Raw genomic sequence first — 24,797 nt, forward strand, 5'->3', positions numbered from 1 at the left:
GCGCGTGGCTCGACGTGGCTCAGGGCGTCAGGGGCGGACGGGGCTCCTCGGACCGGCGGGGGCCCTGGTGCGCGTCCTCGCGGACGACCTCGCCCTGGACGACCTTTCCGTCCGGGCGGTGGATGCGCGCCTGCTGGAAGGCGTCCTGGAGGCTGCCGGGAGGCGCGGCCGCCATACGGCGCTCGACCGCCTTCTCGGCGTACCGCCCGAGGAGGGAGCGGACCTGCGGGATCAGCAGCAGAAGTCCTGCCGCGTCCGAGACGAAGCCGGGGACCATCAGGAGCAGGCCGCCCAGCATCAGGAAGCCGTTGCGGTCCTCCGCGCCGGTCCGCTCGGGCGCCGTGGGCGCTTCGCCGGTCTGCGCGGCCGCCTGGGCCTGCTGGAAGGTCGTCGTGAGGTTACCGAAGGCACGCCGGCCCGCCCGCTTGACCACGGTGGCGCCGAGTACGGCGCCACCGACGAGCAGGGCGAGCACGGTCAGCACGCCCGCCGCGTCCGCCACCACCGTGAGCAGCCAGATCTCCAGGACCAGCCAGGCGGCGACGGCGAGCGGAAGGAACGTGCGTGCGCGGGAGCGTTTGGGGGCGAGGGGAGGCGGTGCGCCGGTCGTCATGGTCCCCAGTGTGCCTGGGACCCCGCCGGAACGTCGTAAAGGAGAGATCAGCACACAGCGGAGGAAACGATCAGGCGGACTTGCGGCCCAGCATCCGGCCGACCTTCTCCGCCCGCGCCGTCAGACCCCAGCCGGTGACCCGCCACAGCGCCTCGACGACGATGTTCCGGCTCATCTTGGAGTCGCCGATCTCACGCTCCACGAAGGTGATCGGGACCTCGACGACGTGGAAGCCGGCGGCGATGGCGCGACGGGCCAGGTCGACCTGGAAGCAGTAGCCCGCGGAGGCCACGTCGTCCAGGCCCAGGCCCTCCAGGGTCTCCTTGCGGAAGGCCCGGTAGCCGCCGGTGACGTCACGGATCGGCACGTCGAGCATCACGCGCGAGTAGAGGCTGCCGCCGCGGGAGATGAACTCGCGGGACTTCGGCCAGTTCACGATCCGGCCGCCCGGCACCCAGCGGGAGCCGAGGACGAGGTCCGCGCCCTTCAGGGCGGTGAGCAGTCGCGGCAGCTCCTCGGGCTGGTGCGAGCCGTCCGCGTCCATCTCGACGAGGACGCCGTAGCCCTGCTCGATGCCCCAGCGGAAGCCGGCGAGGTAGGCGGCGCCGAGCCCCTCCTTGCCCTTCCGGTGCAGGACGTGGACGTGGTCGTCCTCGGACGCGATCTCGTCCGCGAACTTGCCCGTACCGTCAGGACTGTTGTCGTCGGCGACGAGAATGTGCGCCTCGGGTACGGCCTCCCGCACCCGCGCGACGATCGGCTTGATGTTCTCCGCCTCGTTGTAGGTCGGAATGATCACCAAGGCCTTGCCGAGCGGGCCGTAACGCCTCTGGCCACCGTCGTTCACTACTGCCCCTTCGGATACAAACGCAGGACCCCACCATAGCGAGGTCCTCGGAGTGTTCCGCCGCGGCGGTCGTGTGGGACAGGACATACGGGGGGCGAGTGCCGTGCGGTGCGGGGCCCGTCGTCCTTCGGTCCGACCTGGGATCCGCTGGCTGCGGGTCGACCGAGAGCCGTTGTCTACTGAACGTCCGGGCCCCACCCGGGTCGCACCTTCCGCCGGAGAAACCTTCCCTCGCGGCCGAGGCGCGGGCGGCGGTCGGCGACTGCGTGGGTGTGTGAACCGGTCGGACGTCCCGTGGTGGACGCGGAGAACCTACCCGCCGGTGATAGTCGACTGTCAACACCCGCTTGACCTGCGGAGATGCCCCAAAAGGCCAGGCTGGAGGGGAAGATCCGCAGGTCGGGGACAAGCATACGGACGAGCGGCCGGGGGCCGGAAATGTCGCTACATCACTCGTTCGGCCGTACGAACACCGTCTGCCCGTACACCACCGTCCGCAGGCAGACGGGGAGGTCGGCACCGGGCGACAGATCGGGCAGACCGGGCGTACCGGAACGGGGGTCGGTGGACCAGCGGGCCACCCTGTCGTCGGGCGCCTGGACGAGGAGCTCCCCGGTGCGCCAGACCGCGTAGTCGGCGGGGGCGCCGGGGACGAGCGTCCCGGCGTCGTCCCGGCCCACGGCCCGCCAGCCGCCCCGGGTGTGGGCGGTGAAGGCGGCCCGGACGGAGATCCGGTGCTCGGGGGTGCGGTGGAAGGCGGCGGCCCGGACGGTGCCCCACGGGTCGAGCGGCGTGACCGGGCTGTCGGAGCCGAAGGCCAGCGGCACACCGGCGCGCAGCAGCGCCGCGTACGGGTTGAGGGTACGGGCCCGCTCGGCGCCGAGCCGGTCGGCGTACATGCCCGCCTCGCCGCCCCACAGCGCGTCGAAGGCGGGCTGGACCGAGGCCGTCAGGCCCAGCTCCGCGAAGGCGGCGATCGTCTCGGGGGTGAGCATCTCGGCGTGCTCGACGCGGTGCCGCGCGGCGCGGACACGAGCCAGGCCGACCTTCTCCGCGGCGGCGCGGACGCCCTCGACGACCGCGGTCACGGCGGCGTCCCCGATGGCGTGGAAACCGGCCTGGAGCCCTTCCTCGGTGCAGGCCACGACATGGGCGGCGACGGCGGGCGCGTCCAGATGGGCGGCCCCCGTGTGGGCGGAGTCGGCGTGGTCCGCGTACGGCTCGTGGAGGCAGGCGGTGTGCGAGCCCAGGGAGCCGTCGGCGAACAGGTCGCCGGCCGCGCCGAGGGCGCCCAGCGCGCGGGCCCGCTCGACGTCGAGGTCGGCCCAGTAGCCGACGACCCGGGGCCCCGCCTCCGCCCGGGCCAGATCCAGGAGGCCGGTGAAGTCCTCCTCGGAGGAGATCTGCGGGCCGCCGCACTCGTGGAGGGTGCCGATGCCGAGGGAGGCGGCGTGGCTCCGGGCGGCGCGCTGCGCCTCCGTGCGCTGCGCCGGGGAGACGGCGGCGAAGGCGGCGGCCCGTACGGCGTGATGTGCGTCACCGGTGAGCGGCCGCTGTCCGTCGTGGAAGCCGTCCAGGTCGCGGACACCGGGAACGAGGTCGAGGAGGGCGGTCGTGACGACGGCCGAATGGACGTCGATCCGGGTCAGGTAGAGGGGCCTGCCCCCGGTGAGCCCGTCGAGCTCGGCCCGGGTGAGCGGGCGGCGCTCGGGCCAGCGGGAGGCGTCCCAGCCGTGGCCGATGAGGATGCGGTCGTCGGGGCGGGCCGCGGCGTGGGCCCGGATCAGCTCGGCCGCCTCGGCGAGCGAGACGGCGGAGGACAGGTCGAGGCCGGTGAGGGCGAAGCCGGTGGCCGTGGTGTGCACGTGCGCGTCGACGAACGCCGGGGTGACGAGCGCGCCTTCCAGGTCGACCACCTCGTCCACGCCGGAGGCGAAGGCGTCGGCCGCGCCCTCCGAGCCCACCCAGGCGACGTGTCCGCGCTCCACCACCATGGCGGTGGCGAAGGGGTCGGCTGGGCTGTGGACTTCTCCACCGCGCAGCAGCACGGTGCGGTGTTCGGCGGCGGAGGTGACAGACGTGGTCTCACTCATGCGACCAGGCTAGGACCTGGGGGGACCTGCTTCGTCCGGCAGGCCCCCTCTGCGCGGCGGGCCTCCTCCGTGCGGCCGGCCCCGCCCGCGAGGCGGGCCCGCTCCGCGCGGCCGGACGCGATGCGCGACGATCCCGCCGAGATGCGCCACGATCCCGCCGCGATCCCGCCCGCGGTCGACCACGGGCGGGCGCGGTCAGATGCGCGGCGGCCGGGCCTCGTACGGGGTGGACAGGACGACGGTCGTGCGACTGGAGACCCCGGCCTGGGAGCGGATGCGGCTGAGCAGGTGCTCCAGCTCCAGCGGGGTGGCCACCCGGACCTTGAGGATGTAGTTCTCGTCGCCCGCGACGCTGTGGCAGGCCTCGATCTCGGGGATGTCGGCGAGCCGGTCGGGGGTGTCGTCGGGCGCGCTCGGGTCGAAGGGTTTGACCGAGATGAAGGCGGTGAGCGGCAGGCCCACGGCCTCCGGGTCGACGACGGCGGCATAGCCGCGGATGACACCGCGCTGCTCGAGTCGGCGGACGCGCTGATGCACAGCCGAGGTGGACAGGCCGGTGGCCTTGCCCAGGTCGGTGTAGCTCATGCGCCCGTCCTTGACGAGCAATTCGACGATCTGACGATCCAGCTCCTCCATGCGGTGACCCTAGTGCGCCCCGGAGCCAGGGGGGCAATCGGGGGTGGCTCGTATAGGGCGGTTTGGGCGGTCACGGGGCACCTGCGCCGGGCATGTGACGAACACCACAGGTTTGTGTCCGCTCTCAGGTGTGAGCTCACGGTTATGCGGAGTTCCGTATGGGAAGTGCTTGCTGTGGTCGAGGCCGTACAGACCCGGCCCGACGCACCCGAGGGGGAGATTCTCCATGCAGGAGCCTGTTGATTCGGTCGACACGTTCGACGAGCTCGACGCGTACGACACCTTTGAGATGTTCCGGGTCATCTGCCCGGAGTGCGTGCAGCCGATCGCGCTGCTCGCCGACGAGGACGTGCTGCCGGAGCACGCGCTCTGCCCCACGCCGTGGAACCCCTTCGTCCTGACGGTCTGCCAGGGCACGGGGCTCGCGGCCGCGGCGGCTCGGCCGGCGGACGACACCCTGGAGGTCCAGGAGCAGGACACCGCTCTGCTCCTGACGCTCCCCCAGGGCCTCGACTGGCGGACGCAGCCCTTCTCGCACGTCGGCGGTCCGGGCTCGCGTCCGCTGCGGGTGCCGCAGATGCGACGCGCCGCCTAGCCCTGTCTCACCAGTAGCTTCCCCGCACCATCGCCGCGAGCGTGGCGTGGTGCAGGATGAGGGCGTCCGGATCGGCGGGCACCTCGACCTCGCCGAAGTAGGCCTGTCGGTACGCGATCCTCAGCATCACGATCGCGTGCCGCAGCGCCGCGTAGAGGGTGTGGAACTCCATGTCGCGCGGGGTGTGCCCGGTGAGCTCCGCGTAGCGCCGCTCGATCGCGTCACGGCGCAGGAAGCCGGGCAGACCGGGCTGGCCGAAGGCGACCGTCAGGTCCTGGAAGAAGCGGTGGAGGTAGACCGTCCAGCCGAGGTCGACCTCGCGCGGGACGCAGGACGCCATCTCCCAGTCGAGGACGGCGGCGGGCGTGAAGCCGTCGTAGACGATGTTCCCGATCCGGGCGTCGCCCCAGCCGAGGACGGCCGGGCCCTCGTCGGCCGGCCAGTGCGCCTCCAGCCAGTCGAAGGCCGACTCGATGAGCGGCGAGGGGGCGAGTCCGTCCACCACCCAGCCGTAGTAGGCGCGCTGGGCGTCGACATGACGGCGCAGTGGGGTGCCCTGGCCGTCCGGCAGCAGGAACTCGGCCTCCTTCGCCGGGACCTGGTCGTGCAGCCGGGCCAGCACGGAGACGGACTCGGCCTCCAGGTGGGCGCGCTCGGCGTCGGTGGCGGCGTGCAGCCAGTTCCCCTCGTACGTGTAGGGCATGACGTCCGGCGGCACCCGGCCCTCGGCCCGGGCCATCACGAAGAAGGGGGCGCCCAGCGGCCCCGGGTCCTCCTCCAGCCACAGCACGCGCGGCACGGGGACGTCGCTGTGCTCCGCGACCAACCCCATCACGCGGTACTGACGGGCCATGTCGTAGACGGGGAAGACGGTGTACGCGGCGGGGTCGGCCGCCAGCCGCAGGGCGCAGCCGCGTACGGGGGCGTCGGGGTGGTCCAGGTCGAAGAGCAGGGTCTCGCTGGACATGCCGTTGGAGCCGGGCACGGCGAGCCCGGTGACACGGGCGCCGGGCAGGTGCCGGTCCAGCCAGACGGTGAGCCGTCGGCCGAGCTCCTCGGGGTCACGGGTGGTGGTGCGGGGTCGGGGCGCGGTAGCCACGGGAGCCTCCTCAGTTGGCCGTCGAGGTGTGGTCGGCGAAGCCGCTGGGGTCGTGGCGGCCGAAGGAGCCGTGTTCGAAGATGCCGTAGCCGGTGTGGCCGTCGAGGGTGAAGCGGGCGGCGTGGTCGGTGACGCCGTACGCGGCCATGGGGTGCGCGGACGGGTCGGAGAGGTCGTAGACGCGTCGGTCCGTCCAGCCGCGGCCCTGCCAGGTGCCGTGCTGCCAGTCGGTGGCGGGCGGGTAGCCCGCGCCGACGGCCAGCGGCGAGGAGGCGAGGATCTCGACGCCGATCTCCAGGGGTTTCCCGGCCGGGTCGGCGAGGTGGACGACGGCCCGTTCGGGGTGGCGGGTGCCCGGGCGGTACGTGATGTCGGTGCGGGGCCAGCCGAGTTGGGTGTCGCGGCGGTCGTTCCGTACGAGCAGGGCTTCGTTGAGGGTGCGGTAGCCGTCGGCGTCCTCCTGGGCGATGACCATGAGGAAGCGGTCCTCGAAGCGCATGGGTATCCAGAGCCAGTGGAAGCCCTCGGGTCGGAACTCGACGGCGCGGCCCGGTTCTTCGCCGGGTATGGGGCGCACGCCCCAGCTGCGGTCGCGGGTGCCGGTCCACTCCCCCGCGGTGACCGTGAACACCTCGCCGCCGGCCCTGATCTCGCCCGTGCAGTGCCCGGCCTGGACGAAGCGTCGGCCTTCGAGGGTGAGGCGGCCGCCGTGGCGCTGGGTGTGGTGGGGCTCCCAGACGGTGGGGAAGTCGCCGGTCCAGGTGAGGTCGAAGGAGAGCCCGTCGGGGTCGTCATCGCCGTCGGGGGCGGCCTCGCAGCGCAGGGAGAGGCGTTTGAGGGGTTCGTCGACCGTGATCGTGAGGGGGCCGACGGAGAGGTTCGTGCGGTCGTCGCCGAGCGCGTCGGAGGCGCGGACGGCGTGGAGCCGGTCACCGACGCGCAGGGTCGCGTAGGCGTCGATGACACCGGTGTTCGGGTAGACGCCGAGGCCGGCGATGAGCAGGGCCCGGCCCTCGTGGTCGAAGACATGGAAGATGCAGCGGTCGTAGGCGTTGCGGTCGCTGCTGACGTGGTGCTTCATCGAGAGCGGGGCCTGGTGCACGGGGTATTCGTCGAGCGCGACGGGCCGGTCGTCGACGTGCCGGTTCACCGACATGGCTGGCCTCCTGAGCGGCGGTTGGTTCCGCGTCGGCGGGTGCTTCCGCGATGGAAGCTGACGGTACGTCAGGTAAACGGTGAGGGGCCAGAGCCGCGCACCGGGTACCGGACGAACTGCCGCTCGATTCCGCTCGGGGGTGACCCCTGCAGCCGGGGAGCGTTGGTCCCGACATGACCACGCTGTACACGACTCCCAGCGGTTACGGTCGGCACCGGCAGGCCGAACCGCACGGTGAAGAATCGGTTCCTCGGAAGATGCCCCTGCCGCCGCAGACACCCGCGCCCGCCGCCCCCGTCCCCGCTGCCCCCACGCCCGCACCCGCACCCGCACCCGCCACTCCCGTACCGGCTGCGGTGCCGGTCCCGGTCCCGGCCCCGGCCCCGGTCCCGGTGCCCGTCCAGGTCCTCCCCGACCCGCCCATCTACCAGGACGTCCTCAGTCTCTGGGCCAGTCAGGGCCGTACCCTCCCGGGCCACCGCGACCAGGAGTGGAGCCGGCTCGCCGCCGGTCCCGTCTGGGCGGACCGCACCGTACGCGTCAGCGGGACTCTGGTCCGACCAGGTGACGCGCGATGACGACCCGCTGGATCTGATTGGTCCCCTCGACGATCTGCAGCATCTTCGCCTCCCGCAGATACCGCTCCACGGGGAAGTCCGCGGTGTAGCCGTACCCGCCGAGCACCTGCACCGCGTCGGTCGTGACCCGCATGGCGGCGTCCGAGCAGAAGAGCTTCGCCATCGCCGCCGCCCGCCCGAACTCCCGCCCCTCGTCCCGGAGCCGCGCCGCCTCCAGGTAGAGCGCCCGGCCCGCCTCGACCAGGGTCGCCATGTCGGCGAGCAGAAAGCGGAGCCCCTGGAAGTCGGCGATCGGCCGCCCGAACTGCCGGCGTTGCCGCGCGTACGCGACGGCCTCGTCGAGCGCCGCCCGGCCGAGCCCGACGGCGCAGGCCGCGATGCCCAGCCGCCCCGAGTCCAGGGCGGCGAGCGCGATCGCGAAGCCCTGCCCCTCCGCGCCGAGCCGCCGCGCGTCGGGGACCCGTACGCCGTCGAAGTGGAGCTGGGCGGTGGGCGAGCCCTTCATGCCCATCTTCCGCTCGGGCGCGGCCGCGCTCAGCCCCGGGGCGTCCCCCGGCACCAGGAAGGCCGTGATGCCGCGTGCGCCCGCGCCGCCGGTGCGGGCCATGACCGTGCAGAAGTCCGCGACGCCGCCGTGGGTGATCCAGGCCTTGGTGCCGTCGATCACCCAGTCCTCGCCGTCCCGGACGGCCCGGGTCCGCAGCGCCGCAGCGTCGGAGCCCGCCGAGGGTTCGGAGAGGCAGTACGCGCCGAGGAGTCCGCCGCCCAGCATCGCGGGCAGGTGCGCGGCCCGCTGCTCCGCGGTGCCGAAGCCCGCGAGGGCGTGGCAGGAGAGCGTGTGGACGCTGACCCCGAGGCCCACGGTGAGCCGGGCCGCGGCGAGCTCCTCGAGGACCTGGAGGTAGACCTCGTACGGCTGGCCTCCCCCGCCGTACTCCGGGTCGTAGGGCAGCCCGAGCAGCCCCGACCGGGACAGCAGCGCGAAGAGCTCCCGGGGGAAGCGGCCCTCGGCCTCCTCCTCCGCGGCGCGCGGGGCGATCTCCCGCCGGGCGATGTCACGGACCAGGGCCAGCAGCTCCCGGGCCTCGTCGGTGGGCAGTCGGCGTTCCACGCCGTCCGCGGGGCTCTCGGACATGGCCGGGTGCTCCTCCCTGCCGGGGCGCGCGGGCGCGCGGTGCCGGGTCGCGGGGAGTATGCCCGTTTCGTACGGGCGGATCACACGGTCGACGTCACATGAGGCCCGCTCGGGTGACGAACACGGCGAGCACGACGACCAGGGTCCAGCCGAGCACGTGTTCCAGGATCTTGGGGCCGTCGCCGTCCCGGGGGCCGCCCGTCCGGGCGCGGGAGAGGAAGCGGGCGTAGGTGGTTGCGGTCATGGCCACCACCTTGCGGCACGGGGGCGGCCCCGGGGTAGAGACGTCGGTCACGTCCCCCGGCGCCGCCCGGCCGGGTCAGCCGCAGCCGAGGGCCGCGAGGGCCTTGCGCCGGGCGGGCGAGGGGCGGTCCGGGAAGGAGAGGCAGCAGACCCCTCCTGTGCCGGAGACCACTGTGCCGACTCGGTGCCGGCTTCCGTGGAATCGCGTGCGGCGCACCTACCGCGCGGGGGTCTCTCCGCCGTTCTCGCCCTCGGTCGCCGTCCGGCTCTGCTGTCTCAGGCCCCGCTGGACCGCCTCGACCAGCAGTTTGGCCGCCACGCCGATCAGTACGAGGTCGATCAACATGTTCCCCGTGACGAGCAGGCGCGCGGGCTCGCTGCGCGGGCTGATGTCACCGAAGCCGACCGTGGTGAAGACGGTGACGGTGAAGTACAGCGCGTCGGTCCGCGACAGGGGTTCGCTGAAGCTCTCCGGTGCACTGTCATCCAGGAGGTAGTAGACGACGGCGAACAGCAGGAGGAAGAACGGGAGCGCCGTCGCCACCGCCTCGACGGCGCGCAGTTGGGGCCGCGGAGACCTGGTGATCACCGCGGCCTGCCAGGCCAGCAGCAGCGATACCGCCGCGAGGCCGCCGACGAGGGCGATGACGGTGCCGGCGGTGAACTCCGAAGTGAGGGGCAGCAGGTAGTAGGCGGCGATGAGGGCGCCTGTCATGAGGAGCGAGCGCACGGTCGCAAGCACGATCTCCCGGCGACGCCCGCTCGGCTTTCCGTCCACCTGAGTCCCCTTCGGCCGCGCGGACCCGTGACAGCCACTCTCCGTCGGGACCCGCGTCGCGGGGTGGCAGGCGCACCATGGATGTCACTGGTCTGGAGGCACCCGGGGAGTCCGGCCGGCGGCCTCAGGGGCGTACCGCCCTATGAGCCTTCGGCTTCGATCTCGGCCTCCGCGACGGCGATGGCGATGCCGAGGGCTGCGGCGATGTTGCCGGCCGCCGTCATGACACGGGCCGTGCCCACGATCGGGGCGATGGCGACCAGGACGTCCTGCAGCCTTTCGGCCGTCAGGTCCGCCTGCATGGCCGGTTCGAGGTGGGCGGCGTAGGAGATGGGCGGTGCGTCGGAGGCGGCGAGCGCGGCGATGCGGGTGAGGATGAGCATGTCCGCGGGCAGCCCGCACCGTTCGATCGAATCGACGGTCATGGCGGCGAGGGTGTCCAGGACGGGCGTTTCAGAGGCGGTGGCCATGGCGATGTGCCTTTCCGAAGTCGCGGGGTGGCGGACGCCGGACAGGGGCAGACCACAACGGGGCCGCACGTGCCGAGCGCCCTACCTCTCCACCGTAGGTGCCCTCCTCTCGAACCGCGCTGCGAGCCGACCGGGGCCCTCCGCCCGATCGGCGGGCGGGCGGTGTCGCGGCGGCCGTGCTACCGCTCGTCGGGGTGCCCGGCTGCCGCCTTGCCGACCCGTCCGGTCGCGGCCAGCAGTGCGAGGACGGCCAGCACCACGAGGAGGATGAGCACCAGCAGGAGGACGGTCAGCACCGTCGGGTGATTCCACAGCGCGAAGGCGAGGGCCAGCACCAGCAGCACGCCCAGGATGAGCCAGCGCCGATGGGCGTCCGTCCACGTGCCGACCCGCCCGGTGTGCACCCCGTGCGTGTCGCCCCACCGCGCGGCGGAGTCGGCCGTGCGGTCGGCCCACCCGCGTAGGGCACGCGGCATCCGGCCTGCGCCGGACAGGTAGGCGCCGATCGCCACGACCACGCCGAGGACGATCGCCGTGCGCAGGCTGACGCGCAGGAAGCGCAGCAGCGTGTCGAAGATCGCGGCGGCGGCGTCCTCGGACTGCACCTGCGCCGGCAGATGGTCGAGGTAGTACTGGCGGGCGATCACGAGGCCGATGGCCACGACCAGGCAGGCGAAGGCCGCGCAGAGCATCGTGGTCACCAGGGCCCGGCGGCGGCGCCGGGCGAGGAACACGCCGATCGCGCCGAGCACCACGGTGATCACCGGCAGCCAGTTGCCGACCGTGTCGAGCAGATCGACGGCGCCTCGGATCTTGGCCAGCTTGTCGGACTGGAACAACACCATCTGCTTGTCGACGTCAGGAATCTTCTCGGCCGGGGAGATGCCGGCCTCCACGAGGTCCTGCTTGACCCGCTCCACCGCGGCGCCGACGTCCAGCGTCACGGTGCCCTCGCTCACCTCGACCGCGCCCCGGCCCTCGCCGGTCAGCGCGTGCACGACCGCGTTGTGGGCAGCGCGGTTGGCCTCCGTCCAGAGCGCCTCGAACCGGTCGCCCTCCACGAAACGCGTCGCCACCTTGGAGACCGCCCCCTGGATCGCCGACTCCAGCTGCGGGCCCAGGGACTTGACCGCGGCCGCCGCCCGCGGGGGCAGGCCCTGCGCCTGCAGCCAGGCAGCGACGTCCGAGGTGATCTCCGCGCCGTCGACCCGAACGTCGACAGCCTCGGTGATGCGGTTGGCCGCGGCCGCCTCGATCGCCGGATCCGACGCGAGCGGCGCGACGGTCGAGACGTATCGGTCGGTGTCCAGCACGATGTCGTGCACCCAGACCGTGAGCAGGGAGACCGGCACCAGGATGCAGGTGAGCGTGATCAGGATCGCCGAGACGGTGCTCATCGCGATCCGCCCGGCACGCGAGCCCCCCTTGGGGTGGCCGGGTGCCGTCCCGCCCGGGGGCGGTACGGACGAGGGCTCCGCGTCATTCATGGCGCTCCTACGGGCGGTCGCTTCGAGAATGCTACGAACCTCCATTGACACGGAAAGTGACGACGACGGCACGCTGGGTTGCTCCGGTCGGGCTGTCCCGCCACCTCGACCCTCGTCGCGACAGACGCTCCCCTGCGGCAACCGCGCAAGGCGCGTTACTGCGAGAGGGGGAGGTCCGGGCGAGGGCGGCACGACCGAGAGGCGGGCCGCCGCTGTACTGACCCCGGACTCGCTGCCCGGTGAGTCCGGGATGAAGGGGTGGTGGCGCCATGCCTCAGGGCCGCGACAGTGGCAGCGACCGCTTGTTCACGGGACTGTCGCCCACCAACCGCAAGGCCGCGGCCTGGTCGGCGTCCGTCCTGTTGGCGCTCGGCGTGGCAGCGTTCATCATCTGGATCGTCGTCGTCCTGCGTGCCGCGACGGTGCCCTTCGTCCTGGCCCTGCTGGGCACCGCGCTGCTCCAGCCGCTGATGCCATGGCTGATGAAGCGCGGGGCCTCTCGCGCACTCGCCTCCGGGCTCACCTGTGCCGGCCTCGTCGTGCTGGTGTGCGGCGCGCTCGTCGGCGTCATCCATTCCCTCACGGAGAGCGCCGGGGAGATCGCCGACGGTCTCGCCGAAGCAGGGGACGAACTCGCCGAGCACCTCGGCCCGGTGGGCGACAAGCTGCAGAGCGCGGTCAACGGCATGTCCGACGCGGGCGCCGAAGTCGCAAGCTCCGCGGCGTCGGGGCTCGTGGCAGGGCTGAGCCTGGCGACGCAGGCCCTCGCGACTCTGGTCCTCGCCCTCGCCCTCGCCCTCGTCTTCCTCTTCCTCTTCCTCTTCCTGCGCGACGGCAACCGCGGCGAGGCCTTCGTACGCCATCTGGTCCCCGGCGGCCAGGCCGACACCGCGGTGGCCATCGCACGGCGCGCCTATGCCTCGCTGGCCGGCTACATGCGCGGCACCACCCTCGTCGCGCTGATCGACTCCCTGCTCATCTTCGTCGGGCTGCTGATCCTCGACGTTCCCGGGGCCGCCGGGCTGGCCGCCCTCGTCTTCATGGGCGCCTACATCCCCTTCGTGGGCGCGTTCCTGTCCGGCCTCGTGTCCGTACTGGTCGCTCTGGCCCACGGCGGGACGTCCACGGCGCTGTGGGCGCTGCTTGTCGTCCTGGTCGTACAGGCCATCGAGGGGAACTTCCTGCAACCGGCCATCCAGAGCCGCACGGTGTCCCTGCACCCGGCCACCGTGATGCTGTCCGTGGCGGCAGGCGCCGGCATCGCCGGCGTACTGGGAGCCCTCCTCGCCGTCCCGCTCTCCGCCGCGGGCGTCGGAGTCGTCGAGGAGCTGCGCACGCGGGGCCGGCGCTACGCCCGAAGGCGATGATGCAGACCGTCCGCGAGGCGGGTGAACCAGTGACGCGTCAGGCAGGCCTGGACCGCGTCGGTGTCGGGCTGTCCGAAGAGCGTCGGTAGCAGGGTGGCCACCCGTAGCTGAGCCGGCTCGGGGACCCGGCTCAGCGGATCTCGGGCGCAACGCGTGCGTCATCGCGGGCACGACGTGCCCGGCAGGACCGAGCCGATCGCGTACACCGAGCCCGTTGGTCCGGGCCGTATCCGGGTGCCCCGGCTCGGACCGGGCCGCCCGCGCGCCCGGCCGGACACGGTTCGTGCCGACAGGGCCTACGGCTCCGCGCGAACCTCTCCTGCCGACGCAAGCGCGGTATCCGCCACACGATCCCGGAGACGCGCGACCAGATCGCCCACCGCACGACGTGCGGCTCCCATGGAGGCCGGCCGCCGAAGTTCGACAAGGCCGACCACGCGAACCCACGGCACCCCTCCCCCTCTCTCCCTGGGCAAGCCGACCGACAACGCAGAGAACTGTCAGTTTCCCCGCCACGAGGGGCAGTTCCAGCCGGAAAGCACCCCAGACAACTGGGATGTCCGAGGGCCCGGAACCTCGTACAGAATCGGTCCGCGGGCGCCGCTCAGCTGTTCGACGGCGGGACCGTCGGCACGTCCGACGGTTCGCTACCGCGCCATACGAGAGAGCCACAAGTGACCGGAAGGCTCCATTGACCACTACAGCGTTTCGTCGGGCGACGATCCGATTCGCCCACATGAATGCCGGGGAACTCGTCGACCGGTCATCCGTGGCGGCCTCCACGGCGGTGGACCGGGAATGGGCCTGGGGCGGGTCGCGCGGGGCGGGAATCCGGATCTGCGTCATCGACAGCGGAGTCACGCCGGACCATCCCGAGATCGGGCCCCTGGAGGGGTCGTACGCGGTGGAACGCATCGAGCAGGACGCCGCGGGCGACGGCCGGCCCAGCTACCGGATCGTCCCGGACGACGAGGGCGACGCCGCCGGCCACGGCACCGCGTGCGCGGCGATCATCCGGCGGATCGCGCCGGACGTGAGCCTGACCAGCGTACGCGTCCTCGGGCCGCGGCTCGCGGGCGACGGCAACATGCTGCTGGCCGCCCTGCGCTGGGCGGTGGCGGAGCGCTTCCACGTCGTCAACCTCAGCCTCTCGTCACGCAAGGGCGACTTCAAGGCCTCGCTGCACGACATCGCGGACGAGGCGTACTTCAACCGGGTGGCGATCGTGGCCTCGGCGCACAACAGCCCGGTCCGCAGCTATCCCTGGATCTTTCCCTCGGTGATTTCCGTCGGGTCGCACGAGGTCGCCGACGCGGAGCGCATCGAGGTCAGTCCGCAGCCCCCGGTCGAATTCTTCGCGGCCGGTGTCGGAATCGAGGTCCCCTGGATGGGCGGCGGCCGTTCGTTCCTCTCCGGGAACAGCTTCGCGACCCCGCATGTCACCGGATTCGTGGCCCGCATCCTCGGGAAGCACCCGCATCTTCCGGTGAGCGAGGTCAAGCACGTTCTCGCCTCCCTCTCGGACAACTTCACCGACGCGTCCGACCCACCCCGCGCCCCCACTCCTGTCACCGCTTCCGGCGTACCCGTCTCGCCCACCCCATCCGCCTCATCCGCCTCATCCACCCCATCCACCTCATCCGCCGAAGGAGCCGGCCATGACGAATCCGGCGTATGACGCCCCTCTCAGCGGCCCTCCGCTGTCCCGGCGCGACGAGGTGTTGCGCTCGACCGTACGGCTGGCCCGGCTTGTCTTCGGCGCTCCCGCCTCGTCGGTCTTCCTGCACGACGCGGCGGGCGAGGCACTCGTCCTGGAGGCGATCTCCGACCCCCAGGAGGACAGCCTGGTGGGCTGGACCATCCCCGACTACAGCGGCATAGCCGGGTGGGTCTTCCAGAGCGGGGAGGCGGTGATCGCCGACAACCTCGACAACCACCCGCAGTTCAACCGGGACTTCGCGGCCTCCACCGGCCGGATACCGAAGGCCATCATCGCCGCGCCGCTGGACACCGACGGGTCCGTCTTCGGCGTCCTGGAGGTGCTCGACCCGGTGCTGGGCCCGCGCAGCACGACCTCCGGCCTGGAGTTGGTCTCGGAGCTGGCGCGCCAGTGCGCGGCGGCCCTGGTTCTGGCGGGCCCGCCGCCCGGCCCCGCCGGACGGCACGCGGCGGCCGCCGCACGGCTGACCACCCTGGTGGCCGACCTGGCCAGCACCGACGACCCGAATGCCGCGCGGACGCTCGCCTCGCTCGAGGAGATCGCCAGCGCCCTGTCATCGAGAAGGGGGTGATCCCGTGCATCTGCTGGAAATAGGCGCCATCCGCAACAAGCCCGCCGCCGGCCTCTATCTGGCCTTGACCCGCCGCTGCCCGCTGTCGTGCGCCCACTGCTCCACCGACTCCTCCAGTACCAGCGAACAGCATCCCGAGACGCCGTTCCGTCGGCTCGTGGAGTCCTTCGACCACGAGACCCGACCGGACCTGCTGCTGATGTCCGGCGGCGAGGCGCTGCTGCGGGCCGCGCTCGTCGCCGACCTCGCCCGCACCGCCCGGGCCGTGGGCACCCGTTCGTACGTGCTGTCGGGCATGTGGTTCGCCCGGGAGGACCGGCGGCTGCCCGCCCCGGTGTCCGCGGCGATCCGCGAGGTGGACCACTTCGCGGCCAGCCTCGACGAGTTCCACGAACGCGAGGTGAGCCGGGCCGACGTCTTCCGGGCGATGCACCGCATACGCGAGCTGGTGCCGCAGGTGAGCTTCCAGCTCACCGGGCGGGGGGACGACGATCCCTACCTCCAGGGCCTGATCGACGATGTGCGCCGCGAGTTCGACGACCAAGTACCCATCCTGGTAGGCACCTTGAGTCCGATCGGCCGTGGCCGCCAGCTCGGCGGGCTGACTCCCACGCCCTCCTCCGGCGTCCCGGTCGCGCCCGTCGACCCGTGCGACCGGATCACCTGGCCGCTGGTCACCTACGACGGCACCGTCTACGCCTGCTGTAACCAGGACCTGGTGGAGCGGCGCATGCCGGAGCACCTGATCGTCGGCCACGCGTCCCGCCAGTCATGGCCCGAGCTGCGCGAGAAGTTCCTGCAGCGTGAGCTGTACCGGGCGCTGCGCGTGCTCGGACCCAGCTTCGTGGCCGCCCGGTTCTCGGACGGACCGTGCGACAAGGGCATGTGCGGCAACTGCGTCGCGCTGTCCGGCGACGCCGCGGCCGAACGGCAGGTGACGGAGTACCTGCGCAGCGAATCCGGGCGACAGGTGGAGGCCGCCGCCCGCCGCATGGTCGAGCAGGTGGACGGGACCGCCTTCTCGGAGCGCCGCTCCGGCCGCTATGGCGGCCTGGTGTCCCTGGGATGGGAGGCGGACCGTGAACAGTCGTCCTCCGCGCGCTGACACCGAGGCGGTCCGCAGCCGCCCCACGCTGGCGGACACCGAGGCGATGCGCCACCGTCGCGGTGAGTCGGTCCTGCTGTACATCACCGACCAGTGCCCGGTCGGCTGCGCGCACTGCTCGGTGGACGCCCGCGCGGACGGCGGCAGGGTCGCCGACTGGGAGGTCTTCCACGACGTCGTCGCCGGCATCGTCGCGCTGCCCGGCCTACGGTCGGTGGCGGTCTCCGGCGGCGAGCCCTTCGCCGAGCAGCGGGCGCTGCCGTACGCGATCGGGGTGTTCGCCGACGCCGGGCTGGAGACCGTCGTCTTCACCAGCGGGTACTGGGCGCGCGAGAGCGGCTCCGCGCCCGGCTGGGTACGGCGGCTGCTGCCGCGGATCTCCACGCTCTTCCTGAGCACGGACGGCTTCCACCAGGGCGGTGTGTCCAACAACCGGTTCGTCGGCGCACTGCGCGCGGCCCACCAGGCGGGCTGCCGCATCGTCGTCCAGGAACTGGACACGGGCGACGGCGCGCGGGTGGCCGAGGAACTGCTGCTGGAGGCGCTCGGCCCGCGGTGGGCCGACGAGGCGGAGACCAAGCTGATCACCCCCCTGCGGTACGGGCGGGGCTCGGGGGTCTTCGCCCTCCAGCGCCGGCACGAGGTGGGGGCGTTCTCGGCGTGCACCCTGCTCGGCTCGCCCACGGTCCGCTACGACGGGGTGGTGATCCCCTGCTGCAACGAGGGGCTGATCACCGGTCACGGGCCGGCCGCGCTGCGTGCCCCGACCCGGCGGCCCGAGGGCGTGGCGCAGGCGCTGACCGGCTTCCGGGAGGATCCGCTGCTGCGGGTGATGGGGCGCCTCGGCCCGGGGGCGGCGGCCGACCTGCCCGGCTTCGAGGCCCTGCGCGAGGAACGCTTCGAGAACGTCTGCGGCGGTTGCTGGAAGGCGTACGACATCGCCGGCCGCCCGGGGAGGGCCGCGGACTCCGTGACAGCACTGGGCGTGGCCCTGAGGGAAGGCGGTTGACGGTGGAGGAGCAGACGAGGTCGCAAGCGCTGCGCCGCAAGATCGGGCTGCTGATGCCGGCGGTGGACGCCGCGTCCCGGCAGATGTGGACCCATCCGCGCAGCGACCAGGTGTACCTGGAGTGGCTCAGGACGCTGCACGGGACGATCCGGGCCACGGTGCCGCTGATGCTGGCGGCCGTCGAGCAGTGCACCGCCCGTCAGGACGACCCGGTGGCCGACCTGGTGGGCCGCTACCTGGCCAAGCACATCCGTGAGGAGTACGGGCACGACCAGTGGGTGGCCGAGGACTACGTGGTGGCCGGGGGTGATCCCGAGACGCTGCGCACGACGCTGCCCGGGGCGGCCGTCGCCTCGCTGGTCGGCTCGCAGTACTACTGGCTGCGCCATGCGCATCCGGTGGCACTCGTGGGGCACATCGCGGTACTGGAGGGCAACCCGCCCGGTCCCGGGCTGGCCGATGACCTGGCCGTCCGGACCGGGCTGCCGGAGGCGTCGTTCCGCACCATCGCCCGACACGCCCAGCTGGACGTGCAGCACCGCGACGACGTGCACCGGCTGATCGACCGGCTGCCGCTCGACCCGGCGCAGGAGGAACTGCTCGGCGTGAGCGCGCTGCACTCCATGAGGGGGCTGATCGAGGTGATGGAGGACGTACTCGGCCGGGTCCACCGGCGCTCCCCGGTGGCCCTGGCCGGATGAGCCGCGTGCGGGTTCCGGGCCCGCTGGCGGGCCGCGACTTCCGGCTGCTGTACACCAGCGCGGTGGTCTCCGGTCTGGGCGACTGGCTGGACCAGGTGGCACTGCTGGTGCTGGTCACCACGGTCTGGCACGGCGGCGCGGGCGATCTGGCGCTGGTGGTGGCCGCGAGCATGCTGCCGCTGCTGGCGACCCCGTTCCTGGCGGTGCTGGTGGACCGTCGGCAGTCGCGCCGGGTGCTGATCCTCACCGACCTCGTACAGGCGGGGCTCACCCTGGGCCTGGTGGTCGCCCCCGGGGTGTACTGGGCGGCCGGGCTGGTGCTGGTCCGTTCGGCGCTGGGCTCGGTCGGCGGGCTCGCGGGCCAGATCCAGTTGCGGGTCTCGGTGCCGCCCGACGGTGTCCAGGCCGCCACCGTGCTGCTCCAGACGGCGATGCAGTCGGTCAAGATCCTCGGGCCCGCGCTCGGTGGTCTGCTGGTCGCCTTCATGTCGCCCCGGGCGGTGTTCGCGGCCAACGCGTGCACGTTTCTCGTCGGGGTGATCGCCGCCCGTGCCCTGCGCACCACGTCGTCACCTTCCCGGAGTGCAGATCTGCATTACTTCAAAGAACTGGGGGAAGGATTCCAGCACGTTTTCGGATCACGTCTTCTGCGTTCCCTTCTGCTCGTCATGTGCAGCCTGATGTTCGTCGTCTTCCTTTACGACTCCATGGCCGCACTGATCGTGCCGGCACTGGGAATGGGTACGTCCTACATCGGCTACATGGTGTCCGCCGTCGGATTGGGCGGGGTCACAGGTTCGCTGCTCATGGGCAAGTTCGCCGCGCGCCTTCGGCCTTTCCTCACCATGGCGGGGTCGATCCTGGCAATCGGCTGCATCATCGTCGCCATCGGATTCGCCATTGTCCATGAATTGCGTATTGACTCCGCCGTATGGCTGTGTGTAATTTTCCTTCTGGGAATCGCAAGCGCCGGAATTCTCGTCACTTTTCCCAGCGTCGTACATTCCGAGACGCCGGTCGAACTGACCGGCCGGGTATGGGCGCTCATGAATTCCGTGCCGGCCGTACTGAACGTACTGGCCCCCGTGCTGGCGGCGGCCCTGGTCGTGTGGATCGGGCTCGGAAGCCTCCTGCTGCTGGCGGGTGCCGCCCTCCTGCTCACCGCTGTCGTGGTCGCCGTCCGACTCGGCGGCGTACCGCCCACCGCACCGCCGCCCACCGCTCCGTCCGACGCGGACGACGCGGACGACGCGGACGACGCGGACGACGGTGCCGGCCTGGCCGAGGAGCCGACGCCCGGCCCGGCCCCCCTGAACTCCGGTGCACCGCACCGGGAAACCAGAGCCCCGTGCGTGAAACGCACAGGCTCGTCAACCGAGGAGATCACCATGGCAGACAAGATCGACAAGCTGGCCGAAGCCGGTTTCTCCCTGAACGACGCCAACGACGCCCAGCAGGCGGTGCTCAAGTCCCTCACCGAGGACGAGGTCAACGTCCTGCTGAGCGTCAAGTCCCGGGTCGAGGCCGCAGGTTCGGACGTGGAGGGCCACTCGCTCTCCGACCCCAGCGGTGGCTACCTCTGGTAGTGCCGGCCCTCGTCAGGGGATCGGCCCCGGACCGGTGACGTCTGGGCCGTAGCACAGACCGGGTGGTTCACGACGAGGCAAGCGTCGTGAACCACCCGATTGCCGCTCAGTGAACGGGGAGGACAGCATGAGCAAGCCCACCGGTCCCATCGTAACCACCGCGAGCCGGTGCACCGGTTGTGGTGTGGACAACCCGTCGGCGGCCCGCTTCTGCATGGCCTGCGGGGTGGAGATCGGCCTACCCGTCACTCCCGCCAGCGGCCTGCGCTTCGTCTCCGTCGTCTTCTGCGACGTGGTCGGCTCCACCGGGTTGGCCACCTCACTCGAACCCGACCGGTGGGCGGCCGTCCTGGACGGCTACTTCTCCCTGGTCGGCTCGCTGGTGGAGGGTTACGGCGGCAAGGTGGAGAAGTTCATCGGCGACGCGGTCGTCGCCGTGTTCGGCGTCGAGGGGCACGGCGAGTCGGCCGCCGCCACCGCCGTCTCCGCCGCCACCGCCATCGCGCACCGCACCGGCGAGTACGCGCGCGGCTTGGGCGAGCTCCTGCGGGGCGACTTCCCGGTGCGCTGCGCGGTCGCCTCCGGTCATGTCGCGGTCAGCGGGCGGACGTCGAGCTTCGTCATCGGCTCGGTGCTCAACCGGGCGGCCCGGCTCCAGGAGCACGCCCCCGACGACGGGGTGATCGTGGACCTGGCCACCCGGCTCCAACTGCAGGACCACTTCCCGCTGCGCGCGATCGAACCGATCACCGCCAAGGGCTTCGCCCGGTCCGTCCCGGCCTGGATCGTCGGCAAGGCCGACACCCAGGCCCCCGGCACGGGCACCGTCGGAAGGACCGACCTGGTCGGCGAGCTGGCCGCCCGTATCGGCGCGGCCGCCACTGCCACCGGCCCGACCCTGATCCTGGTCGGGGGCCCCTCCGGGGTGGGCAAGTCCCGCCTGGTCACCGAGGCGCTCGACCACTGCACCGGCCTGGCCACAGCCATCCTGCGCTGCCCGCCCGCCGGGACCGGACTCGACCTGCTGGCCTGCTGTCTGTTCCTGGAGGAGATCGAGAACGCCGCACGGCAGGGCCACGACAGGGTGGACGTGACGGTGCAGCTGACCGGCGCCTCCACTCGCGCCGAGCAGGCCCTGGCCCAGGACCGCGGCGAGCTGGGCCGTTCGCTCACCGCGGCATTGGACCGTCTGCGCGGCGCGCGGCCCCTGCTTCTGGTGGTCGAGCACAGCGAGTGGACCCCCGGCGCACTGGCCGACCTGCTCGACGAGCTGACCGCCGCACCGGGGCGGCCGGTCGTGGTGCTGCTGGTCGGGGTCTCGGCCCCCGAGGCGCTGGCCGACCGGGGCGGCCACCGGCTCACCGTGCCACCACTCGGACGGCCCGACGCGCGGCGGCTGGCCCACCGGCTGCTCACCGCGCAGCACGACCCGACCGCCGCCGACCGCTCCCGGTCCACCGGCACCGGGGCCCCTGGACATGACCCGGCCCCTGCCGCCCTCCTCGCCCCCGACTCCGCCGCCGAGGAGATCGCCTCACGGGCCGGCGGCATCCCCCGGTACATCGAGCAGATGGTCGTCCTGAGCCGCTTCGCCCAGCCCGGCGACGACTGGGCGCCACCCAGCGCCCATGCCGCGCTCGGTGCCCGGCTGGACCGGCTGGACACCGACTCCCGGGAACTCCTGGTGCTGCTCGCCGCCGCCGGCCGGGACCTGTCCCTGGAGGACCTGGGCGCCCTGATGGCCCCCGACAGGGTCGCCGCGGCCGCGGCCTGCCTCCTCGAAGCCGGTCTTGTGGAGTCCGCCGACGCCCACAAGGGCCGTCTGGCCCCGGCCTTTCCGGTCGTGGCCGAGGTGGCACTGCGGCGGCTGACGCTCTCCGAGACCGCCGACGTACACGCCAGGCTCGCGCGCTCCCTGGAACCGTTGGCCGAACGGCGCCCCGCTGTCGCCGAGTTGCTGGCCGGGCACTGGGAGGCGGCGCACACCGCGTTGCGCGGGGTGGAGCCCGGCTCCGACCGGACGGCCCGGGCCGCGGAGTCCGCCGTGACCGCATTCGGCGTCGCCGCCCGCTTCGCCCTCTCCCGTGGGCGACCCGAACTGGTGCTGACGCTCACCGGACGCGCCCGCACGCTGGCGGAGGCGGACCGCGCGCAGGCCTACGGCCTGGACGTCCTTGAGGCGTATGCCCTCGGCACTCAGGGAATGCCGCAGGCCGCCCTCGAACGCGTCGAGCGCGTGCTGTCGGACCCGGGCCGGGCCGCCCCGGCCGCCCGGATCCACGCCCGCCTCAACTCGCTGTACTCCCGCACCTATCTGACCGGCGACGCGCCCGCCGTACCGGACGATCCGCACTACCTCGCCGCGGTCGCCTCCCCGGAGCCCGAGGCCCGGGTCGGGGCACACCTGTACGCCGGGCTCCAGTCCCTGCGGGCGGGCGACCACCCCGCCGCCGAGCGGGCGCTGCGCTCCGCGCTGCAGTCAGCCGACGGCGCCGGGACCTGCCTGGGCCTGACCGAGGTGTACGCCAACCTGGCGATGGCCCTGGTCAACGGCGACACCCCGGTCCCCGCCGCACTCGCCGACTGCGAGCGGCTGCATCAGGAGGTCGCCGGTTCCCGGCTGCTGAGCTCGGCAACCGGCGTCGCGCTGGCGCTGGTGCGCCACATGTCCGGCGACCGGGCGGCGGCCGACTCCGCGATGGACGGGGCCGAGGAGGTGCTGCGCGATCTGGGCCAGGGCACCGGGGCCGCGACCATCGCGGGCTGGCGTGCCGTCCTGGCGGCCCGGTCCGGCGACTGGGGTGCCGCGGCCGACTGGTGGACCGCCCAGGGCGATCGCTGCGCCGCCCTCGGCATGGTCCGCCAGGCGTCGCTGTCCTGCCTCCAGGCCGAGCTGGCCCGGGAGGCGTCCGGTGAAGGACGGTCCGGCGGCGCGGGGGGCGGGCCCGCGCTCGACGAGATGCCCCTTCCACCCCCCGAGGCCTGGGCGGAGTACACCGTCGCCCTGCAGGCCCGCGCCGTACGGGCGTTGCGGGCCGGTGACCCGGAGCCGGCCGCGACGCACCTGGACGCCGTGGTCCGCCATCTGGGCACGGTGCGCGGCAGCGGCGCGGTGATCACACCGCTGCTCTTCAGCGCCGTCCTCGCCCGCCGTACCGACCTCCCGGTGGCCGGGCGGGCGTTGACCGCGCTCCAGCGGGCGATCGAAGCCAAACAGGACCTGGGCGTACGCGCCCCGCAGGCGTAGCGGTACGCACCGCCCCACCGCACGACCCGTACCCCGCGAGGGAACTCCGAGAAAGCAGCCGCCCGTGCGCGTCCTCCTGCTCTACGCCAACCCCCACCAGGTCCTGCCGGTCGGCCCGTACGGACTGGAGATCCTGCGGGCCGCGGTCACCGAAAGCGGACTGCCGGTCGAGGTGTCCGTGTGCAACCCGTTCCTCGAATCGCTCGACCACACCGGCCTGTTGACCGAGGTGCTCGACCGCGTACGGCCCGACCTCGTCGCACTGTCGATCCGCAACATCGACAACGCCGTGGTCGCCTGCGACACGGCGGCCGGCGCGGACGGGCGGTGGATCGACGTGGTGGACTACCTGACGCCCATCGCCGAGCTGACCGCGACGCTGCGCGCCTGGGACCCCGGACTGCCGGTGGTGGCGGGCGGCGCGGCGTTCACCTCCTGCCCGGTGGAGGTGATGGACCGGCTCGGACTGGACTTCGGCCTCGCCGGTCCCGGTGAGGCCGCGTTCACCACCCTGCTGGCGCGCGTGGTCGCCGACGGCGGCGCACGGGGCGTGCGGCGGGTGGTCGCCGAGACGCTGTCCACGCTCCCCGGCGGTCTGGTGCGCACCGCCGACGGAGCCCTGGGGCCCGGCCTGCGGCCGCAGCCCGACGTGGTGTCCCGGCCCACCACCGCGCTGCCGCGGATCGCACCGGAGTACGTGCTGTTCGCCAAGGCCCGGGGCATCCCCACCGCGCTGCGCAGCCACGCGGGCTGCCCGCTGCGCTGCTCGTACTGCGTCGATCCGCTGAACGTCGGCAGGGTGGACGCGCGCCCCGCCCAGGCTGTCGCCGCCGAGGCGGAACACTACGTCGAGCAGTACGGGCTGACCCACTTCCATCTGGCCGCCCCCGAGGTCAACCTCCCCTACGAGGGGGCGCTGATCGAGGTGTGCGAGGCACTGGCCGGAAGCCGCCACGGCGAAGTGATCAGCTGGCACGGCTACTTCAACGTCAGGCCGTTCTCCGAGCGGCTGATGGACGCCTTGATCCGGTCCCGCTGCGTGCGTCCGAGTTTCTCGGTGGACGCCTTCGACGACCGGATGCTGCGCGGGCACCACAAGAACTACCGGATGTCCGACGTCGAGGACACCTTCGGTCTGTTGCTGCGGCGTCGGCCGGAGTGGATGGACGTCCAGATCGGGGTGCTGTTCGGCCAGCCCGGCGAGACGGCCGCCACCCTGGAGAACGCGATCCGCCACATCCGCCGGCTGGCCGACCAGGGCGTGTCGGTGGGCTACTCCTGCGGGCTGCGGGTCTACCCGCACACCCCGCTGGCCCGGACTCCTCTCGACCCCCGGCACCTGTACCGGGCGGACGGGCCGCTCTCCCCGACCGGTGCCGCCGGACCCCGCACCGTCTCCGCGGCCGACCTGCTGACACCGCTGGTGTACTGCGAGCCGATGCCGCCCCGGGAGCTGGCTGCCCACCTGGCCGACCGGCTGTCCGACTGCCCCGGAGTGACCTTCATCGACGAGGGGCCGGTGAAGGAGGCCCGGCAGCCGGACTGGCTGCGCCCCCTCAACGTGGCCACCGTGCACCTCGCGAACGGGCGTCCGGGGCCGGCGGCCGAGATGCTGCGGCTGGTGCTGGGCTCGGGCGACACGCGGGCGGCGGGCATGGCGCAGCGACTGCTCCAGGAGGCGGCCGCACGGCCACCCGTCCCGGTGGGCGCCGGGGGCCTCCGGACCGCCCTCGCCTGACCGGGCCCACCCCTCCCCTGCCG

At 72.8% G+C, this 24,797-nt stretch carries 22 protein-coding genes and 1 pseudogene; 12 read left to right on the forward strand and 11 right to left on the reverse strand.

What is annotated here, in order from left to right:
- Positions 1–19: 19 nt before the first annotated feature.
- From fxsA to OG580_RS05385, 4 genes are all read right to left on the reverse strand, one after another.
- On the reverse strand, positions 20–613 hold the full coding sequence (fxsA, locus tag OG580_RS05370) for an FxsA family membrane protein (protein WP_267042485.1): 594 nt from the start codon (positions 611–613) through the stop codon (positions 20–22).
- A gap of 70 nt (positions 614–683) precedes the next feature.
- Positions 684–1,460: a polyprenol monophosphomannose synthase gene (locus tag OG580_RS05375; RefSeq protein ID WP_267042486.1), complete on the reverse strand. Its 777-nt coding sequence runs from the start codon at positions 1,458–1,460 to the stop codon at positions 684–686.
- A gap of 449 nt (positions 1,461–1,909) precedes the next feature.
- Positions 1,910–3,553 carry an amidohydrolase gene (locus tag OG580_RS05380; RefSeq protein WP_267042487.1) on the reverse strand — a complete coding sequence of 548 codons (1,644 nt, stop codon included), beginning with the start codon at positions 3,551–3,553 and terminating at the stop codon, positions 1,910–1,912.
- Positions 3,554–3,748: 195 nt separating this feature from the next.
- Positions 3,749–4,189, reverse strand: a complete 441-nt coding sequence (locus OG580_RS05385) for an Lrp/AsnC family transcriptional regulator (protein WP_017242178.1) — start codon at positions 4,187–4,189, stop codon at positions 3,749–3,751.
- Positions 4,190–4,415: 226 nt separating this feature from the next.
- Here OG580_RS05385 and OG580_RS05390 point away from each other — a divergent pair, with 226 nt between their 5' ends.
- The gene (locus tag OG580_RS05390) at positions 4,416–4,784 is read left to right on the forward strand and encodes a hypothetical protein (RefSeq protein WP_267042488.1); all 369 of its coding nucleotides are present in this window, start codon (positions 4,416–4,418) and stop codon (positions 4,782–4,784) included.
- 7 nt (positions 4,785–4,791) lie between these two features.
- Here OG580_RS05390 and OG580_RS05395 read toward each other — a convergent pair whose 3' ends face one another.
- The gene (locus OG580_RS05395) at positions 4,792–5,883 is read right to left on the reverse strand and encodes a phosphotransferase family protein (protein ID WP_267042489.1); all 1,092 of its coding nucleotides are present in this window, start codon (positions 5,881–5,883) and stop codon (positions 4,792–4,794) included.
- Positions 5,884–5,893: 10 nt separating this feature from the next.
- Entirely contained in the window at positions 5,894–7,039 is a 1,146-nt protein-coding gene (locus OG580_RS05400) for a hypothetical protein (RefSeq protein WP_267042490.1), read from the reverse strand.
- A 173-nt stretch (positions 7,040–7,212) separates the two neighbouring features.
- Between OG580_RS05400 and OG580_RS05405 the strand changes: the two genes are divergently transcribed.
- Positions 7,213–7,617 (forward strand): hypothetical protein, encoded by a 405-nt coding sequence (locus OG580_RS05405; protein WP_267042491.1) that lies wholly within the window; start codon positions 7,213–7,215, stop codon positions 7,615–7,617.
- Here OG580_RS05405 and OG580_RS05410 read toward each other — a convergent pair.
- From OG580_RS05410 to OG580_RS05430, 5 genes are all read right to left on the reverse strand, one after another.
- Positions 7,580–8,752 carry an acyl-CoA dehydrogenase family protein gene (locus OG580_RS05410; RefSeq protein WP_267042492.1) on the reverse strand — a complete coding sequence of 391 codons (1,173 nt, stop codon included), beginning with the start codon at positions 8,750–8,752 and terminating at the stop codon, positions 7,580–7,582. The genes OG580_RS05405 and OG580_RS05410 overlap by 38 nt on opposite strands.
- Before the next feature lie 94 nt (positions 8,753–8,846).
- A complete protein-coding gene (locus tag OG580_RS05415; RefSeq protein ID WP_267042493.1) occupies positions 8,847–8,996 on the reverse strand; it encodes an SCO1431 family membrane protein in 150 nt (49 codons plus the stop codon).
- Between the two features lie 216 nt (positions 8,997–9,212).
- A complete protein-coding gene (locus tag OG580_RS05420) occupies positions 9,213–9,773 on the reverse strand; it encodes a potassium channel family protein (protein WP_267042494.1) in 561 nt (186 codons plus the stop codon).
- A gap of 140 nt (positions 9,774–9,913) precedes the next feature.
- Positions 9,914–10,243: a carboxymuconolactone decarboxylase family protein gene (locus tag OG580_RS05425; RefSeq protein ID WP_267042495.1), complete on the reverse strand. Its 330-nt coding sequence runs from the start codon at positions 10,241–10,243 to the stop codon at positions 9,914–9,916.
- Positions 10,244–10,422: 179 nt separating this feature from the next.
- On the reverse strand, positions 10,423–11,730 hold the full coding sequence (locus OG580_RS05430) for a hypothetical protein (protein WP_267042496.1): 1,308 nt from the start codon (positions 11,728–11,730) through the stop codon (positions 10,423–10,425).
- A gap of 269 nt (positions 11,731–11,999) precedes the next feature.
- Here OG580_RS05430 and OG580_RS05435 point away from each other — a divergent pair, with 269 nt between their 5' ends.
- From OG580_RS05435 to OG580_RS05480, 10 genes and pseudogenes are all read left to right on the forward strand, one after another.
- Complete coding sequence (locus OG580_RS05435; RefSeq protein WP_267042497.1) at positions 12,000–13,097, forward strand: AI-2E family transporter; 1,098 nt, start codon at positions 12,000–12,002, stop codon at positions 13,095–13,097.
- 326 nt (positions 13,098–13,423) lie between these two features.
- Positions 13,424–13,528: pseudogene (locus tag OG580_RS05440) on the forward strand (IS5/IS1182 family transposase); the annotation flags it as partial.
- A gap of 305 nt (positions 13,529–13,833) precedes the next feature.
- Positions 13,834–14,775 (forward strand): S8 family serine peptidase, encoded by a 942-nt coding sequence (locus tag OG580_RS05445; RefSeq protein ID WP_267042498.1) that lies wholly within the window; start codon positions 13,834–13,836, stop codon positions 14,773–14,775.
- Entirely contained in the window at positions 14,756–15,388 is a 633-nt protein-coding gene (locus tag OG580_RS05450) for a GAF domain-containing protein (protein WP_267042499.1), read from the forward strand. Before OG580_RS05445 ends, OG580_RS05450 begins: the two co-directional genes overlap by 20 nt.
- A gap of 4 nt (positions 15,389–15,392) precedes the next feature.
- Complete coding sequence (locus OG580_RS05455; protein WP_267042500.1) at positions 15,393–16,493, forward strand: SPASM domain-containing protein; 1,101 nt, start codon at positions 15,393–15,395, stop codon at positions 16,491–16,493.
- A complete protein-coding gene (locus tag OG580_RS05460; protein ID WP_267042501.1) occupies positions 16,468–17,502 on the forward strand; it encodes a radical SAM protein in 1,035 nt (344 codons plus the stop codon). The genes OG580_RS05455 and OG580_RS05460 overlap by 26 nt, the downstream gene beginning before the upstream one ends.
- Before the next feature lie 2 nt (positions 17,503–17,504).
- On the forward strand, positions 17,505–18,203 hold the full coding sequence (locus OG580_RS05465) for an iron-containing redox enzyme family protein (RefSeq protein WP_267042502.1): 699 nt from the start codon (positions 17,505–17,507) through the stop codon (positions 18,201–18,203).
- Positions 18,200–19,789, forward strand: coding sequence for an MFS transporter (locus OG580_RS05470; RefSeq protein ID WP_267042503.1), 1,590 nt, complete (start codon positions 18,200–18,202; stop codon positions 19,787–19,789). The genes OG580_RS05465 and OG580_RS05470 overlap by 4 nt, the downstream gene beginning before the upstream one ends.
- A 127-nt stretch (positions 19,790–19,916) precedes the next feature.
- Positions 19,917–23,036: an adenylate/guanylate cyclase domain-containing protein gene (locus OG580_RS05475; protein ID WP_267042504.1), complete on the forward strand. Its 3,120-nt coding sequence runs from the start codon at positions 19,917–19,919 to the stop codon at positions 23,034–23,036.
- Between the two features lie 64 nt (positions 23,037–23,100).
- Entirely contained in the window at positions 23,101–24,774 is a 1,674-nt protein-coding gene (locus OG580_RS05480) for a radical SAM protein (protein ID WP_267042505.1), read from the forward strand.
- The last annotated feature ends 23 nt before the right edge of the window (positions 24,775–24,797 follow it).

This window comes from Streptomyces sp. NBC_00094 (assembly GCF_026343125.1).
Taxonomy (GTDB): Bacteria; Actinomycetota; Actinomycetes; order Streptomycetales; family Streptomycetaceae; genus Streptomyces.

Excerpts from the sequence above, each read along its gene's own strand:
- OG580_RS05380 (WP_267042487.1), bottom strand. The coding sequence starts at position 3,553 with ATGAGTGAGACCACGTCTGTCACCTCCGCCGCCGAACACCGCACCGTG.
- OG580_RS05445 (WP_267042498.1), top strand. The coding sequence starts at position 13,834 with ATGAATGCCGGGGAACTCGTCGACCGGTCATCCGTGGCGGCCTCCACG.
- OG580_RS05415 (WP_267042493.1), bottom strand. The coding sequence starts at position 8,996 with ATGACCGCAACCACCTACGCCCGCTTCCTCTCCCGCGCCCGGACGGGC.
- OG580_RS05430 (WP_267042496.1), bottom strand. The coding sequence starts at position 11,730 with ATGAATGACGCGGAGCCCTCGTCCGTACCGCCCCCGGGCGGGACGGCA.
- OG580_RS05450 (WP_267042499.1), top strand. The coding sequence starts at position 14,756 with ATGACGAATCCGGCGTATGACGCCCCTCTCAGCGGCCCTCCGCTGTCC.
- OG580_RS05390 (WP_267042488.1), top strand. The coding sequence starts at position 4,416 with ATGCAGGAGCCTGTTGATTCGGTCGACACGTTCGACGAGCTCGACGCG.
- OG580_RS05425 (WP_267042495.1), bottom strand. The coding sequence starts at position 10,243 with ATGGCCACCGCCTCTGAAACGCCCGTCCTGGACACCCTCGCCGCCATG.
- OG580_RS05400 (WP_267042490.1), bottom strand. The coding sequence starts at position 7,039 with ATGTCGGTGAACCGGCACGTCGACGACCGGCCCGTCGCGCTCGACGAA.
- OG580_RS05385 (WP_017242178.1), bottom strand. The coding sequence starts at position 4,189 with ATGGAGGAGCTGGATCGTCAGATCGTCGAATTGCTCGTCAAGGACGGG.
- OG580_RS05405 (WP_267042491.1), top strand. The coding sequence starts at position 7,213 with ATGACCACGCTGTACACGACTCCCAGCGGTTACGGTCGGCACCGGCAG.
- OG580_RS05475 (WP_267042504.1), top strand. The coding sequence starts at position 19,917 with ATGAGCAAGCCCACCGGTCCCATCGTAACCACCGCGAGCCGGTGCACC.
- OG580_RS05470 (WP_267042503.1), top strand. The coding sequence starts at position 18,200 with ATGAGCCGCGTGCGGGTTCCGGGCCCGCTGGCGGGCCGCGACTTCCGG.
- OG580_RS05435 (WP_267042497.1), top strand. The coding sequence starts at position 12,000 with ATGCCTCAGGGCCGCGACAGTGGCAGCGACCGCTTGTTCACGGGACTG.
- fxsA (WP_267042485.1), bottom strand. The coding sequence starts at position 613 with ATGACGACCGGCGCACCGCCTCCCCTCGCCCCCAAACGCTCCCGCGCA.
- OG580_RS05410 (WP_267042492.1), bottom strand. The coding sequence starts at position 8,752 with ATGTCCGAGAGCCCCGCGGACGGCGTGGAACGCCGACTGCCCACCGAC.